The 14,129-nt window shown below is 64.4% G+C and carries 18 protein-coding genes; 3 read left to right on the top strand and 15 right to left on the bottom strand.

The features are described from left to right. The first annotated feature begins 21 nt into the window (after nucleotides 1-21). Nucleotides 22-531 (top strand): hypothetical protein, encoded by a 510-nt coding sequence (locus ACFYVR_RS24995; RefSeq protein ID WP_387478424.1) that lies wholly within the window; start codon nucleotides 22-24, stop codon nucleotides 529-531. Here the strand turns inward: ACFYVR_RS24995 and ACFYVR_RS24990 are convergent. From ACFYVR_RS24990 to ACFYVR_RS24965, 6 genes are all read right to left on the bottom strand, one after another. After that, entirely contained in the window at nucleotides 528-1,109 is a 582-nt protein-coding gene (locus ACFYVR_RS24990; RefSeq protein WP_387478422.1) for a recombinase family protein, read from the bottom strand. The two genes, ACFYVR_RS24995 and ACFYVR_RS24990, sit on opposite strands and share 4 nt — an antisense overlap. Continuing rightward, complete coding sequence (locus ACFYVR_RS24985; protein ID WP_387478420.1) at nucleotides 1,106-2,017, bottom strand: Fic/DOC family protein; 912 nt, start codon at nucleotides 2,015-2,017, stop codon at nucleotides 1,106-1,108. Before ACFYVR_RS24985 ends, ACFYVR_RS24990 begins: the two co-directional genes overlap by 4 nt. Further along, on the bottom strand, nucleotides 2,014-2,256 hold the full coding sequence (locus ACFYVR_RS24980) for a hypothetical protein (RefSeq protein WP_387478418.1): 243 nt from the start codon (nucleotides 2,254-2,256) through the stop codon (nucleotides 2,014-2,016). Before ACFYVR_RS24980 ends, ACFYVR_RS24985 begins: the two co-directional genes overlap by 4 nt. A 28-nt stretch (nucleotides 2,257-2,284) precedes the next feature. Beyond that, nucleotides 2,285-3,316 (bottom strand): zeta toxin family protein, encoded by a 1,032-nt coding sequence (locus ACFYVR_RS24975; protein ID WP_387478416.1) that lies wholly within the window; start codon nucleotides 3,314-3,316, stop codon nucleotides 2,285-2,287. Further along, the gene (locus ACFYVR_RS24970; RefSeq protein WP_387478414.1) at nucleotides 3,313-3,591 is read right to left on the bottom strand and encodes a hypothetical protein; all 279 of its coding nucleotides are present in this window, start codon (nucleotides 3,589-3,591) and stop codon (nucleotides 3,313-3,315) included. Before ACFYVR_RS24970 ends, ACFYVR_RS24975 begins: the two co-directional genes overlap by 4 nt. Before the next feature lie 232 nt (nucleotides 3,592-3,823). Next, entirely contained in the window at nucleotides 3,824-4,222 is a 399-nt protein-coding gene (locus tag ACFYVR_RS24965; protein WP_387478412.1) for a hypothetical protein, read from the bottom strand. Nucleotides 4,223-4,535: 313 nt separating this feature from the next. Here ACFYVR_RS24965 and ACFYVR_RS24960 point away from each other — a divergent pair, with 313 nt between their 5' ends. Both ACFYVR_RS24960 and ACFYVR_RS24955 read left to right on the top strand, forming a co-directional pair. Continuing rightward, on the top strand, nucleotides 4,536-6,674 hold the full coding sequence (locus ACFYVR_RS24960) for a site-specific DNA-methyltransferase (RefSeq protein ID WP_387478410.1): 2,139 nt from the start codon (nucleotides 4,536-4,538) through the stop codon (nucleotides 6,672-6,674). Next, nucleotides 6,674-9,250: a DEAD/DEAH box helicase gene (locus ACFYVR_RS24955; protein ID WP_387478407.1), complete on the top strand. Its 2,577-nt coding sequence runs from the start codon at nucleotides 6,674-6,676 to the stop codon at nucleotides 9,248-9,250. Before ACFYVR_RS24960 ends, ACFYVR_RS24955 begins: the two co-directional genes overlap by 1 nt. Nucleotides 9,251-9,263: 13 nt before the next feature. Here the strand turns inward: ACFYVR_RS24955 and ACFYVR_RS24950 are convergent, their stop codons facing one another. From ACFYVR_RS24950 to ACFYVR_RS24910, 9 genes are all read right to left on the bottom strand, one after another. Next, nucleotides 9,264-9,632 carry a hypothetical protein gene (locus tag ACFYVR_RS24950; RefSeq protein WP_387478404.1) on the bottom strand — a complete coding sequence of 123 codons (369 nt, stop codon included), beginning with the start codon at nucleotides 9,630-9,632 and terminating at the stop codon, nucleotides 9,264-9,266. Nucleotides 9,633-9,700: 68 nt separating this feature from the next. Then, nucleotides 9,701-9,937: a hypothetical protein gene (locus ACFYVR_RS24945; protein ID WP_387478401.1), complete on the bottom strand. Its 237-nt coding sequence runs from the start codon at nucleotides 9,935-9,937 to the stop codon at nucleotides 9,701-9,703. Beyond that, nucleotides 9,934-10,284 (bottom strand): hypothetical protein, encoded by a 351-nt coding sequence (locus ACFYVR_RS24940; protein ID WP_387478398.1) that lies wholly within the window; start codon nucleotides 10,282-10,284, stop codon nucleotides 9,934-9,936. Before ACFYVR_RS24940 ends, ACFYVR_RS24945 begins: the two co-directional genes overlap by 4 nt. Before the next feature lie 67 nt (nucleotides 10,285-10,351). Beyond that, on the bottom strand, nucleotides 10,352-10,903 hold the full coding sequence (locus tag ACFYVR_RS24935; RefSeq protein ID WP_387478396.1) for a DnaB-like helicase N-terminal domain-containing protein: 552 nt from the start codon (nucleotides 10,901-10,903) through the stop codon (nucleotides 10,352-10,354). Between the two features lie 35 nt (nucleotides 10,904-10,938). After that, nucleotides 10,939-11,166 carry a glutaredoxin-like protein NrdH gene (gene nrdH / locus ACFYVR_RS24930; protein ID WP_387478393.1) on the bottom strand — a complete coding sequence of 76 codons (228 nt, stop codon included), beginning with the start codon at nucleotides 11,164-11,166 and terminating at the stop codon, nucleotides 10,939-10,941. 256 nt (nucleotides 11,167-11,422) lie between these two features. Next, nucleotides 11,423-12,430 (bottom strand): DUF2637 domain-containing protein, encoded by a 1,008-nt coding sequence (locus ACFYVR_RS24925; RefSeq protein ID WP_387478390.1) that lies wholly within the window; start codon nucleotides 12,428-12,430, stop codon nucleotides 11,423-11,425. Between the two features lie 101 nt (nucleotides 12,431-12,531). Then, nucleotides 12,532-12,867, bottom strand: coding sequence for a hypothetical protein (locus ACFYVR_RS24920; RefSeq protein ID WP_387478387.1), 336 nt, complete (start codon nucleotides 12,865-12,867; stop codon nucleotides 12,532-12,534). A 120-nt stretch (nucleotides 12,868-12,987) separates the two neighbouring features. Beyond that, on the bottom strand, nucleotides 12,988-13,512 hold the full coding sequence (locus ACFYVR_RS24915; protein WP_387478384.1) for a hypothetical protein: 525 nt from the start codon (nucleotides 13,510-13,512) through the stop codon (nucleotides 12,988-12,990). Between the two features lie 76 nt (nucleotides 13,513-13,588). After that, complete coding sequence (locus ACFYVR_RS24910; RefSeq protein WP_387478381.1) at nucleotides 13,589-13,915, bottom strand: hypothetical protein; 327 nt, start codon at nucleotides 13,913-13,915, stop codon at nucleotides 13,589-13,591. Nucleotides 13,916-14,129 lie beyond the last annotated feature (214 nt).

Raw genomic sequence — 14,129 nt, 5'->3', positions numbered from 1 at the left:
AGTCGCACCGGGGAGAACACGATGGGTGAGCCACTCGACCCGTTAGTTGGCGGATCGGCGGAGATTGCGCGGTTCCATCGGTTCGTTGTCCAGGGGCCGGCGCCGACGGACTGCCATATCTGGAGGGGCGCGGTCTCTGACGACGGATACGGTCGGTACTGGATCCGGCGCGACGGAAAGCAGCGTGTGGTGCGTCCGAACCGGTACGCGCTCGCGCTTGCACTGGGCCGGCCTTTGCTCGACAGCGAGTTGGCGTTGCATGAAGTGTGCGACAACCCGATCTGCGTTCGCGCGGGCTCGGAACCGTTAGGTCGACCGCATGTGGTGGTCGGTACTCAGTCACAGAATCTCGCCGGCATGGCCGCCAAGGGTCGCGGCGGCGGCCGAGGTCAGATGTGGCACTGGTCCGGCCTCGACCGTGCCGCGCGTGCGGCTCGGTCGCGTGCACTGCGTGACGCGGTACGCGACGGTTGGGACGAGGCTGCGGTGCGATCGGCACTGCTTGCGTCGGACAGCCCGACGCTGTTCTAGTCCTCCATGTCGACGCCCTGCGCGGCATTGCTCAATGCCCGCCGCACAGAGGAGCGACCTACCCGTAGGGTTTCGGCGATCGCCTCGTATGACTTACCTTGCGCTCGGAGCATGGTTGCCGTTTCGATCCGGTCCGGAGTCATCACGGTGGGTCGGCCGCCGACCCGCCCCTCTCGGCGCGCGGCGCCGAGTCCGGCCATCGTTCGCTCCCGGATCATCCGGCGTTCCATCTGTGCGAGAGCGCCGAGGATGTGGAATAGGAATTCGCCACCGGCGGTGGTGGTGTCGAATCCTTCGGTGATGGATCTGAACGCAATACCGCGCTGTCCGAGTGTCGTGACTGTGTCGATCAGGTGCGGCAGACTCCGCCCCAATCTGTCGAGCTTCCATACGACTAGGACGTCGCCTGCGTTGTCGCGTAGGTAGTTCAGGCACTCGGCGAGCTGCGGCCGGTCAGCCTTCGCCCCGGACTCATAGTCGGTGAACACTCGGATCGCACCGGCCTCGGTCAGTGCCTGCTCTTGCAGGGCCGGGTTCTGTTCGAGTGTGGAGACTCGTGCGTAGCCGATGATGCTCATAGCCTCGGTCCGTTCTCGTGCGCGAGGGCGTGCGGCGCCTGGTGGATATTCGGTGGCGCGTGATAGTTCTCGTGGTGGTGTCCAGGTACGCCGTGATGGTCGAGTCGAACCGCGAGATGGTCCAACTCGGCGGTCGCGGTGCGATGCGCGCGGGCTGCGAGAGCCTCACGTCGTCGGAGCGTGCGCTCCTCGTCCTGGGTGGGCCAGGAGTAGGTGCTGTTGTCCTCGTTCTCGATCCGCCGCACCATGTGGTCGAGATGCTGACCCGCGTTCATCAGCGAGTGGCGGTTGAGCTGACCGAGGGTCGAGACGGGAACCTCGTCGACGGGTTTGACGGCTGGGGCGATCACGTCGGTGAGGTTCTTGCCGGCATCGACGACGGCGAAGATGCGGGCGGCGTGAAGGGCGTCGGGGTTGACCTCACGCCAGTCGATTGCCCAGCCAGCGTTGCGGGAGAGCTGGTCGAAGAACGCGGCCTGTGAACGACTGTTCCCGTCTCGGAACGGATGCAGATGACTCGTCTCGCTCCAGTAGCCGCCGAGTTGGTAGGCGAACTCCTCGTGGTCGAGTCCGCGAAGGTGGTCAGCTTTCCCGAGCTCGTCGAACAGGTAGTCGGCCTGACCCTGGATGAACTCGGGTGCCTCGTGCGGGATCTCGATTCTCCCGGGCTGCGTGTTGCTCGTGCGGATCTCGCCGGCCCAGTCGTAGACCTCTCCCAACAGGTAGCCGTGGATGTTCTGAAGGTGCGCGAAGTCGAACCGGCCGTCCACCGGTTGTAGGGCGAGCTCGGCCAGACGGGCGGCGCTGATGACGGCGACCCGCTTGTCCAGCCTCGCCTCGTCACGGATGCCGAACTTGTTGCGCAGGACATTCGTTCCTGGGTAGACGTAGGGGTCGTCTGCACTCACTCGGTGCGGCCTTCGGCTGCCTCCTGCTCGTCGATCTCCCGCAAGCCGCGGGCAATCGCCTCGTCTCCGGTGAGTTCACCGGTGAGGACGGCGCGTGCGGCTTCTTCGGCCTCGGGGGTGAACTCGCTTCCGCCCATTTGCAGCGCGGTGCGGATTCCGGCGAGATGGATGTCGACCTCTGCCGGTGCGAGCGTGCGGCGCACGGGTACGCGAGGAATGTCGGCCGGTGTCCGTGACATGGGTCGTCCCTTTCGGAGAGTGGGGTCGTCAGAGGTTGAGGGATCGGCCGGGGCCGATTCCGTGGTGCGGGTCGTGGATGGCCGGCGGTTGGTGGTGGTTGTGCTCGAGTGGATTTGGCGCGGCATGGTGGCGTTCGATCGCCTCGGTGCGGCGGGCGGTCAGGTGCCGCTCGGCCGGCTGCTCGACGACCCTCGCCCACGCACGTACTTGCTCGGCATCGCGGTCGAGCTGCTGGTGAGTGTGGGCCCCGGCGCCGGCGAGGTAGTCGGGGCGCTGGCGGACCTCCTCGACAACTCGTGCGTAGTCGCGTAGCCATTCGGTCGCGGCCAGAGGAGACAGAGGCCGGGCACGTTCGGCTTCGAGCACCTCGCGGGCGCGGGGACGTTCGGCCCAGTCTCCGTCTCGGTCGCGCTCGTTTCGGTAGACGCGTTCAGCGCGGGTGTAGACGCTGATGCGGTCGACAACGTCTGATGCCTCGAGTGTTTCGAGTACGTGGCCGCTGGTGGCGATGGTGAGATCGTGTGCAGTCGGCGGGGTCCAGCGGGCGCGCACACGCGGCGCGCTGAGGTAGCGATCCTCGATGCTCAACCGACTGACCTCGGGCTGAGTTGCGACAGCGACGACGTGGATCTCGTAGCCCTCCTGTGCGAACTCGTGGGCGGTGGCAAGCACCATCGCCTCGTCGCGGAAGGTGCCCTCCAGAGCGACGCTGTATCGCTGCTGTTTGGCGTGGTCGAGGCTGCGCCGGACCATCGGCCCGGACAGTTCGGCAGTGACAGCCGGCATCCGGGTCGGGTCCTCGGCGATGAGACGCCGGTAGTCGGGGTGGTACTGGCGGAAGTCGTCACCACTGATCACGACCGGGTGGGCACGGGCCGCGTCACGCACGGCCATTTCCATCGCTCGCGTCTTTCCTGCGCCGGGCTGGGCACCGACGAAGATCATGACGGGCCGGTTGGTCTCCGGTCTGACGGCGTCCTCAAATACCTGCCGGCGCACCTTTGTCGCGAAGATGTGGTCGAGGAACTCGGTGGTGATGCGGGGCCTCGGCTGGTTCATCGGGTGCGCAACGTGTCAAGCTCGGCGCTCCAGACGTCCTGTGCGGCGATCAGTCCTGTGCGGGCGGCCAGGTCCGTTCCGAGTGGGAGGTTGCGTCGTGCGGCGCGGACCGCGCGCCGACGTTCGTTGTACCGACGTCGGGTCTCGTCGTCGGTGGCCGCGTCCTCGAGCTCGCCCAGTTCGTACTCGAGCTCGACCGCGTACTCGCGGGTGATGTCGTACAGCGCCACCAGATCGAGCGTGAGCCGTCGATCCTCTGATCCGACCTTTGCCATCTCTCCCCCTCCGAAAGTGTCTCTGCGTTGAGGCGGAGTCTAATCGGCGGGCCGAAAACGTCCAATCGATGGTTTCGGACGGGATAGGTTTCGGCCAATAGTTTCGGACGGCGGATCCGGCTGGCCGGGTCGAGGCGGCCGAAGCGGCCGATTCACCGGCCGCAAACGACCGTTTGCGGCCACGTCAGTCCCGCGGTTCGCTCACGAGCCCTGAGGTGGGCTATCTCGACTTCTACTGATGACCCCATAGTCGCCGGATCAGTTCACGGGCCGGCTGCATCACGCTGGGGGCCGGCGTCAACGAAGACCTTCGAACTGGGCGCCCGTTCTCATCCGGCCGAATCTGCCTCATGATCCTGCCGACTTCGCTTTTCGAAAGTGATAGCTGTCGAGCGATTTCGCGAACCCCCAGCCCTTGGACCGCAAGCGAGAACACCGCCTGTTGCCGCACTAGCTTTCGCGCGAAGGTCGCAGCTTCGAGCGAGATCTCGGCTGCTTCGACAGCAGCCAAGGCAGCGGAATCACGATGGACGCCGAACTCGATCTGAAACGGACCCAGCTCGGTCTTGAGATCCTCGCTCGTCGCCGGATCCCACTTGATGTAGTCGCGGTACCCCTCACCCTGTCCCATGCTTGGGACGGTAACAGCGTCCCAAGCATGGGACAAGGGATTCAGAATCGGTCGATTGCGGACGATCAAACACACGATCGAGCTGGCCCCCTGCGAACGCCGGTACGCCCGAGCCAACAGCGCATCGAGGCGCTGAGTACCGACCGAGAACGCCGACCCTCGCCAGCATCGGGAGCCGTACCCACATTCGACAAAGCTCGTTGAACAGGTGTCGGTCTTTAGACGCGGTGCCTCTAGGGGGGCGGTCCGACCGCAGATCTAACATCACATGCGGACGACTCTTCTCGCGTCCCCCACACCGAAGGAGAGGTCCGTGTCTCGACTGTCCGAACTACTGCGACAGGCACGTAAGGCCGATGCGCAACTCGGAGCCGACCTCGAAGCAGAGATCGCGGCACTGACCAACCGCAGGACGTTCGGGCTCGTATTCGAACGACATCTACCCGAGGCTGTGGAACTGCCTGGACGTGCGGTTCGCCGCGGAGATAAGGTGCGCGTGCTACCGCCACGCGGGGATTCCGCAGCCAAAGACCAACGGCTTTGGCGGGTAACCCGAATCGAGCGGACCGCCGGGAATCGTGTGGCGCATATAGCTGAGTTGGGCCCCGAAACGGCGGAGACTCGGACTGTGCTAGTCGCTGATCTTGTGGTTGTCGCGGAGTTCGATGACCGCATCTTCCCAGGATTGGTCGAGACCGGCCGAGTAGAGCAGGGTGATGAAAAGCCATTCCACAGCGTGATCAACGCAGAGAACTTCCACGCGCTGGAGATGCTGACCTACACCCATAGGCACTCTATTGACGCAATCTACATCGACCCGCCCTATAACACGGGCGCGAAGGACTGGAAGTACAACAATAATTACGTCGAGAACGACGACGACTACCGACATTCCAAATGGCTAGCCTTCATGGAGCGACGCTTGAAAGTCGCCCGCGAGTTGCTCAATCCTGATGATTCGGTATTGATCGTCACTATTGATGAGAAGGAGTATTTGAGGCTGGGACTCCTTCTCGATCAGACATTCCCCGGCATTCCTCGCCAGATGGTTAGCATCGTAATCAATCCAAACGGCGTATCCAGAGGTAGTGAGCTTGCCAGAGTGGAGGAATACGCATTCTTCCTATTCTTCGGCACTGCTGGGCCGAGTCCCGTAGTCGACACCCTATTGGAGTCAAGCGAAGCTACTGAGGCACCTGCTGAAGCGCGATGGGAAAGACTAATGCGTGGAGGGTCGAATTCACGTCGCCAAGACCGACCAAATCTTTTCTATCCAGTATTCGTGAATCCAGAGTCACGGACCATCGCTGACATTGGAACACCTCTACCACTAGGCGAATCCGTGACTTCCGTCCCCGCCCGCGACGGCTTGATTACCGTTTGGCCAATTCGCAACAATGGAGAGGAGGCGAATTGGCGTACGTCTCCCGAGTATCTGAAGGAACTTCGCGACATGGGATATGCCCGAGTCGGGTCGTTCGACAAGAAGAACCAGAGATACTCGTTAGGATATCTCGGCAAGGCTCAGATTCGTCGCATCGAAGACGGTGATCTATCGGTGGTCGGCCACCGTACAGACGGGTCTGCGATAGTGAAGACAACGGGAGACACCCCGCGGCGAACCGCTAAGACAGTTTGGAATCGCCCAGCTCACAAGGCCGGAGAGTACGGAAGCGCTCTCGTTAAGCGAATGCTCGGGGGAAGGTCATTTCCGTTCCCGAAAAGTCTTTATGCTGTGGAGGACTCTCTTCGCATTGCCGTCGGGGGCAAGCCGAATGCCGTGGTACTCGACTTCTTCTCAGGCTCCGGCACTACTGCTCATGCCGTGATGCGGTTGAACAAGCAGGACGGCGGGCGACGTCAGTGCATCTCCGTGACAAACAACGAAGTGTCCGCTGACGAGCAGAAGGCCCTACGGAAGCAAGGGCTGCGGCCAGGCGACGACGGCTGGGAAGCAGTAGGAATCTGTGACTACGTGACGAAGCCGCGGATCAAGGCTGCTATCACTGGACTGACACCGCAGGGTGACCCGATCAACGGCGACTACAAGTTCACCGACGAGTTCCCGATGGCTGACGGGTTCGATGAGAACGCAGTGTTCTTCACCCTCACCTACGAGGCGTCACTATCGGTGCGGCATAACCGCGCGTTCGCGCGGGTCGCCCCGATTCTCTGGCTACGGGCAGGAGCGCAGGGGCAGATCATCACGGATCTCGGAGACTCGGGCTGGGCTGTCGCCGACACGTATGGGGTGCTTGAGAACCTGGACCGGGTGGCGGACTTCGTCCAGCAGATCGCGAAGAGTGAGACGGCCGAACTGGCGTTCGTCGTCACGGACGATGAGTCGGCGTTCCAGATGGTGTGCCGTGACCTGCCCAGTCATGTACTGCCGGTGCGGCTGTACGAGTCCTACCTGCAAAACTTCTTGATCAATACGGGACGGGACCGCTAATGCGCTACACGCTCAAGGACTATCAGTCGGAGGCCGTCCGCGACGTGCTGCGGAACCTTGAACAGGCCCGCGACACCTACCACCGGTACGGGTCGCTGTCCCAGTTCTCGCTGACCGCAACGACTGGTGCCGGCAAGACGGTGATGGCTGCTGCGATTATCGAGGCACTGTTCTTCGGGTCCGACGATTTCGACTTCTCGGCCGACCAGGGCGCCGTTGTGCTGTGGTTCTCGGACGATCCGTCACTGAATGAGCAGTCACGGGCCCGATTGCAGGCAGCGGCCAGCGAGTTGGATTCGCGGCTACGGGTAATCCCGTCCACCTTCTCCGAGCCATCACTGCGCCCTGGTCACGTGTACTTCCTCAATACTCAGAAGCTGAGCAAGAATTCGCGTCTTGTCCGCGGCGAACCGGAGCTTCCGGAAGGTCAGGATCTGCTGTTCAAGCCGCGTCCTGACGATGTGCAGTCCACCATCTACGACGTCATTCGGAATACCGTCGAGAACCAGGATCTGACGCTCTACTTCGTTCTGGACGAGGCACATCGGGGAATGGGGGCCAGCTCGAACGACCGTTCGAGCATTGTGCAGCGACTCATCAACGGACAGGGGAAGGTGCCACCGCTACCGGTGGTGTTCGGTGTCTCTGCCACGGTCGAGCGGTTTCAGACCGCGATGAAGAACGTCGAGGGCCGCGCTGCGCTTCCCGCCGTCGTGGTGGACTCGTCCCTGGTTCAGGCGTCGGGCCTTCTCAAGGACGACATCGTGTTGTCCATCCCCGAGGAGTCGGGCGTGTTCGACACGGTGCTCCTTACCCGGGCAGTCAAGAAGGTCAGGGCATCAACGACTGCCTGGAACCTGTACGCCCAGGAACAAGAAGAGCCCGATCCCGTGGTGCCGCTCCTGGTGGTGCAGGTGGAGGACAAGCCCGCTCAAGAGACTCTGTTGCGTACACTGGATACGATCTACGAGGCGTGGCCGGACCTTTCCTATGACTCGGTGGCGAACGTATTCGGGGAGCACCAGGATCTGGTGATCGGGCAACAGCTGGTGCCGTACGTCGAGCCGCAGCGGGTACAAGACGCCAAGCACATCCGGGTTCTTTTGGCGAAGTCCGCGATTTCGACTGGGTGGGACTGTCCGCGCGCGGAAGTGCTCGTCTCCTTCCGACCAGCGACCGATCGAACACACATCACCCAGTTGCTGGGCCGGATGATGCGGACACCGCTCGCGCGGCGCATCCCCGGCAACGAGCTGCTCAACTCGGTGGACTGTTTACTGCCGTTCTTCGACCGTAAGACCGCCACGGGCGTCGCACAGATGCTGATGAAGGGCGCGACGACCAAGGATGACGAGGACGATGACACCGGTGGTGGTGAGGGCCGGCGTGTCCTGTTTGACCCGGTGTCGCTGTATCCAAACGGTGAGATCACGAAGGAAGTGTGGGAGCGTTTCTCTGCGCTGCCCTCGGTGACGATCCCACGAAAGGGTGTCAAGCCGGTGCGCCGGCTAACTGCCCTTGCCACGGCGTTGTCGAAGGATGACCTGGTTGATGAAGCAGTCGACAAGGCGCACAAGCATCTACACAGCGTGTTGGATGGGCGTGCCGTCCAATACAAGGAGAAGGTTGCACACGCCCGTGAGGATGTTCTCACGATGGACGGTGTGGAAGCTCGGGGCCGGGTCGGCGGGGGGCTGTCATACAAGTCGTTTTCCGAGAGTGCCGACACCCGTGCGATTGAGGACGCATACCGTGCGGCCACCCGTGTGTTAAGCCCTGCGTTGTGTTCGTCTTACGTCGACTACCTCGTTGGTCCGGATGACGACGGCGACGAGCTGTTGGAGGCGAGCATCACCGTTGCGGCGTTGGCGCTGGTTCCAGAGATTGTTCAGGACATCGACGGAGAGGCCGATGACCTCGCCCGTAAGTGGCTGGGCTCGACTCGGATCGCGCGGAAGAGTTTGAGTGACGATCGGCAGGCCGAGTACGACCGCCTGGAGGGCATGTCAACGCACCCGGAGAGAATCAGCCTCGCCCAGCCGAAGACGGCTCAGGCAGACACGAAGGTCCGTCACCCGGATGGCACGGAGACCGAACTGTCCACTCGCCGTATGCATCTGATGGCGACCGACGATGGGACGTATCCAATCGACCTGAACGACTGGGAGCGCAAGGTCGTGGATCATGAGATACAGCAGCACGGGTTCAAAGGCTGGTACCGCAACCCGGAGCGTACGAGCAAGGAATCCTTGGCGATCGCCTTTCAGGATCCTTCGGGGGATTGGAAGGCATTGCGCCCTGACTTCATCTTCTTCGGCACCACTCACGATGGAACTGTGGTGGCCGACCTCGTTGACCCGCACGGTCATCACCTAGCTGACGCATTGCCGAAGCTGCGTGGACTGGCCGACTTCGCTGAGCAGTACGGCGACGACTTCCGTCGAATCGAATCCGTGGCCGAAACTGGTGGTGTGCTGCGCGTTCTCGACCTGACTAAGTCGGCGGTGCGAGCTGCCGTCCGGGATGCCCAGGACGCAAAGCAGCTTTACAAGTCAGGGGTGGCGGTCGACTACTGAGGCACTCACCGTGTCACCAAATTGCCAGCTGGTCGGCGGCGGCCGCCGCGGTGCGCAGGCGGGCGCCGGCCGGTCGTCTGTGTCCGTGACCGGTCACGTCGATCGCAGCGACGATTCCTGCTCTGCAGGCTCGCTCGATCTCGTGGCGCGGGTCCACTCCGGCCAACACGGCTATCGCGATCTTTACCCGCGCCCGCTGCTCGAGTGCTGCGCGACCGGAGTCCGACTCTCGCGATTCCCACTCTTGCCGCCACTGCGGCGAGCCGGGCCACGGCGCACCGAGTACGGCGTCCGTGGCACGTTCGAGCAGGACGTCGATCTTCTCGGCGACCGTCTCTGCAGCCTCAACGACCGCCTCCTCCGACACTCCCCTGGCGCCCATGTGCGCAGTGTAGGGACAGGAACCGACAATCATTCCTCGGCGAAGCGTCCACCGTGCTGGCTGGATACCTACGCCTTGCGGGCGACGATGAGGGAGATTCCGGCGCAGACGAGGCACAGTATCGCGAGGATGGCGGTCAGGTCCGTGATGCGCGAGCTGGCGGAGAGCAGAAACTCCGTGGCGAATGTGAGCACTACGAATACAATTCCGGCGATCATGAGTCCCCGGCCCGCGCGTGCGGCGAATCGCAGCAGGGGGATGTTGATGCGGCCGAGCGGGTCTTGCTCTGACCCGTGGTAGGTCATCGGTAGCTCCGTACGTTCTGGCGGACCCACTGTGGCGCGTGGGCCCGCGGCCGGTGGTTGATTGCGATCGGTGCGAGCCGGTGGAGTCCTGGTGTGCTGAATGCCTTGAGCACGAGACTGCTTCGCCAGGTGCGATGCTTGTATGCCCACATCCAGTGGCCGAACAGCCAGAGTCCGACCCCGGTGGCGAGCCACCCGTAGTGGGCGGGCTGGCGGGCGTTGTCGGTGATTGCGAAGCGGAGCAGGAACTCGAGGACGATGAGTGCGCCGGCCACGCGCGCGATGATCGAGCCGAGCAGCCAGGTGGCAAGGGCGCCGATGGCGAGTAGCGCGAGCATGTTCGTCATCGGCGTGCCTCTCTGAGTGCGGGTGGTTGCCCTCAGTGTGCCCGCCGGCACCGACAGGATTGCGTGGTCATCCTGCGCGGAAGGTGTTGAGTCGGGCGGTGGCTGCGCGTTGTTCGCGGCCGAGTTGGCACATCAGCTCGTAGAGCTGGTCTTCGGGTGCTTCGGCGGCGATCTGGGCGAGTCGGGTTGCTGCGGCGGCGAATCCGCGGCGGTAGGACTGCGACAGGACGATGTCGGCGTAGTGGGTGAGGGCGACGGCGTCGGAACCGGCGAGGGTGGCGTCGGTGAGGGCGCGGCGGAGTCGTTCGCCGGTGTGACCGGCGGCCTTGCCGCCGCGGGTGAGGGTGGCCATGACGGAGACGGGGTCGTGGGGTTGGCCTGCGCTGATGAGTTCGGCGACGCCGGTGAACAGGTCGGCGTAGGTGGGTCGGTGGAAGTCGGTGGGTTCGAGGGCGGTGGTGATGGCGGCCGCGGCTGCGGTGGGGGCGCGGAGCAGGGCGCACAGGAGAAGGGCCTCGGCGTCGTCGCGGGGGTTGTCGTCGAGGTCGGCGGGGGTGATCGGGTCGGTGTCGTCGCGGTCGGCGGGCTGCACAAGAGCCAGTGTGGTGTGCGCGCTCATGGTCTGTGCTCCTTTCCTGTCGGGTGCGGGTCGGGTTAGCCGGCGAGTGCGGCGAGGCGGTCGGGGCGGAAGCCGGCCCAGTGCTCGCCGGTGTCGGTGACGATGACGGGGGCCTGGAGGTGGCCGAGGGACATCACGTAGTCGCGGGCGTCGAGGTCGGTGCTGAGGTCGACGGTCCGGTAGTCGATGCCTGCCTGGTCGAGGGCCCGGTGGGTGGCGGTGCACTGGACGCATCCCGGCTTGGTGTAGACGGTGACCTTCATGGCTCGCTCCCTCTCTCATGGTGTGTGCCAACCGTTTTCCTTCCCCGCTGGCAAGAACCGAATGGTGCGGCGGACGAGGAGCGCAGTACCGCCGGAGGCGGCATTGCCGCTGGTAGAGCGGAGCGGGCCAGGGGTACGCAGCGACGAGCCGCCGCGGATAATGAGGTGCCAGCGGGGAAGGTGACAGGGTGTTGTGGCCGGGCCCCGGAGGGGCCGCGATTCGGTCGTCGTTTCGGGCCGGTGTGGTGTCTGCGGGTCAGGTCAGTACACCGGTACGGACGTAGCCGGCGTCTCGTGCGGCCTTGATGAATTTGTCCCAGCGGCGCATGGCGGTGGAATGGCGCACGCCGCCCACTGCTTCTCCGAGCGCTTCCCAGGTCGCGTCCGGGTGTTCGAGCTTGAGTTCTGCCGTGGCACGCACGACGTGTTCGAGCTTGGCGTCGCTGTTGAGGAACTCGCGGAGTAGTTCGGGGTCAGGCTCGGATTCGGGGTCCGTCGGATGGGCGAACAGTGCGGCGTGGGACGGTGTCTCGGTCGTAGTGGTGGTTGCTGGGGCCGGTGCGATGGTCTCGGCTGCGACGGGTTCGAGCTCGGCGGCGGCGGCCTGGTCCCAGTCCTGCGCGGGGGTAGTGTCGGCCGGTGCGGGTGCGGGCGCGAGCGCGGTCGGAATGGTCTGGGGCGTTTCGGGCTGATGCTGTTCGGGCGCGGGTGCGTGTGGCCTGACAGTGCGCGACTGCCACCGCCGCCGCAGCTGCCACCAGTGAACGGTCGCCTGGGGCGTTTCGGGCTGTACCGGTGCGGGTTGGACGTTTCGGGGTGCGAGGGCGAGGGTCTTGACGGTTTCGGTCATGGCGAGCAGGAAGATCGGGGCGATGGAGGCGATGGCGGCGGCGGTCCAGGACCGCCAGGTGTCGTCTTGTGTTTGGTAGGCGTGGAAGGCGTTTCCGCCGACGGATGCCGCGACGGCGAAGTACTGGAGCGCGCGGACGAATCTCCGGCGGCGCACAGTTTCCTTGTCGGTGTGCTGGGAGAGGGCGAGCACGGCGAGCATGGTTGCGGTGATGGTGCCGTCGACGATGACGGGGAAGTGCCATTCCTTGCCGGCGGGCCAGCCGAAGTCGCGGGCGAGGTCAGCGAGCACGGTGAAGCTGGAGATGAAGGAGACCGTGCCGATGACGATGGTCAAGGCAGCGGCGACGCGGAGAGACCATTTGATGAGTCCGGGGGGAAGCTGGGGCACTGCCGGGTCGATGTCGGTGGTCACGTTCGTGCCTTTCGTGGCGGTGAGACGGGTGCGCGGGGTGGTGGGCGCGGGTGTGGGCCGTTGTCGGCCGCGGCCGCGCCGCCTACTCGGGAAGGTGCTGGTCACTCCCCTGGTTCGGCGCGGCCGCGGCCGACCGCCTCGTTTCGGGTGATGTCGGTGAGGGCGTCGCGCTCGTAGCGGTCAGTGAGGTCGAGGGCGGTGTCTCGGTCGAGCTTTCCGAGTGCATCGGTGCTCATGCCCACGATGAATTCGACGTCGGTGTCGATGGTGATGGTGAGGCGGGGCGGGTGCTCGGCCGCGGCGGCGGGTGCGGTGAGGATGGCGCTTCGGACGGCGTCGGCGGCCGCGGTGACGGCGGCGGCGCGGTCGGTGGCGGTGTCGGCCTCGATGGTGTGGGTGCCGGTGTGGTCGTCGATGGTCAGGGCCCACGAGATCATGTCGGATTTCCTTCGGTGGTGGCGGCTTTGGTGTGGTCAGGATGGCGCGGGGCGGGGCGGCCGGTGTGCTCGGCCGACCACGGGGCCCGGATTCTGTGGATGAATCCGGGCCCTGTGGAATTAGTCGGCGAAGGCGTCGCGGGGGGCTTTGGTGGGGTCCTTCCGGAACTTTGGTCCGTCGGGGAAGATCGCCACGGCGGTCTTGTGGGCGTTCTTCATGTGCGCCAGCAGGTCCTCGTAGCCGACGTGGTCGGTGATTCGCCAGGTGATCGGTCCCATGTGCACGTCGACCCAGTAGACCGTCCGGCGTTCGCGGCCGAGGTATCCCTTTCCTCGCACGACGCTGTAGGTGGGCGGGTAGACCCAGGTGACCGCGAGGGCGTTGTGGGCGAACTGGGCGCCTTCGGGGGTGCGTTCGGGGGCGCGGTTGTCGAGTCCCATCATGGCGGCCTTGACGGCTGCGAAGCCTTCGAGAACGCGCTGGACGGTGTGGGCGCTGGTGAACGTCATCATGAGGTACCCAATGGTGACAGTGAGGCGGGCGCGGTCGGTGCGGGCCTCGTAGACGGCGATGTCGGCGGTCTGATCACCGGCGATGACGGCGGTGCTGTGGGTGACAACTCCGGCGGGGTACGGGGTGGGCATGGTGCGGATTCCGTCCTTTCGGTTCGGTGGTGGGTTGCCCTGCCGCCCGGCGGTTTCCGGGCGGCAGGTGCGATGGTCAGGAGTCGAGGGCGTCGAGGTGTTCGCGCAGGGCGACGAGCACGGTGCCGACGGTTCCGGTGACGCTGAACAGCACGTTGGTGCCATCGGCGGTGTCCTCGGCGATCGACGCGGTCATGTCCCCGACCACGGCGCCGATCGCGTCGGTGCGGATCCGCTCGTCGAGCAGGATCGCGGCCGTCTCGTGGTCGCGCTGGAGCCCGGATCCGGTGAGCAGTGGGGCGTCCTGACCGGCGATGGTGAAGTAGGCGGCTCCGGTGTAGAGGGCCATGCGGTTCTCCTTCGTGTCGGTCGAGATCGCGGGTGCGCCCTCGGTGTTTGTCATGACTTAATTATAACGTGTTTAAGTGGATTGCGGTAGGTGTATACCCTTTTTTCTAACGTGATTATGTGTGAGGTGTGTCACCGCCGAAAAGTGGGTGTGAGCTGGGGTTTCGTGGTTATCGGGTGGTGCGTGGGGTGGTGGTCATCCCGTCGGCTGGGGGCGTCTCGACCGTGCCGGTGTCGCACCTGCAAACACGCTTTTTCGTTTGCGGGTG

Origin of the sequence: Rhodococcus sp. NPDC003318 (genome assembly GCF_042879035.1) — a bacterium.
In the GTDB taxonomy this organism is placed as follows: Bacteria; Actinomycetota; Actinomycetes; order Mycobacteriales; family Mycobacteriaceae; genus Rhodococcus_G.
The sequence above is the reverse complement of the archived record's forward strand: the minus strand, read 5'-3'. Positions and strand labels throughout refer to the sequence as shown.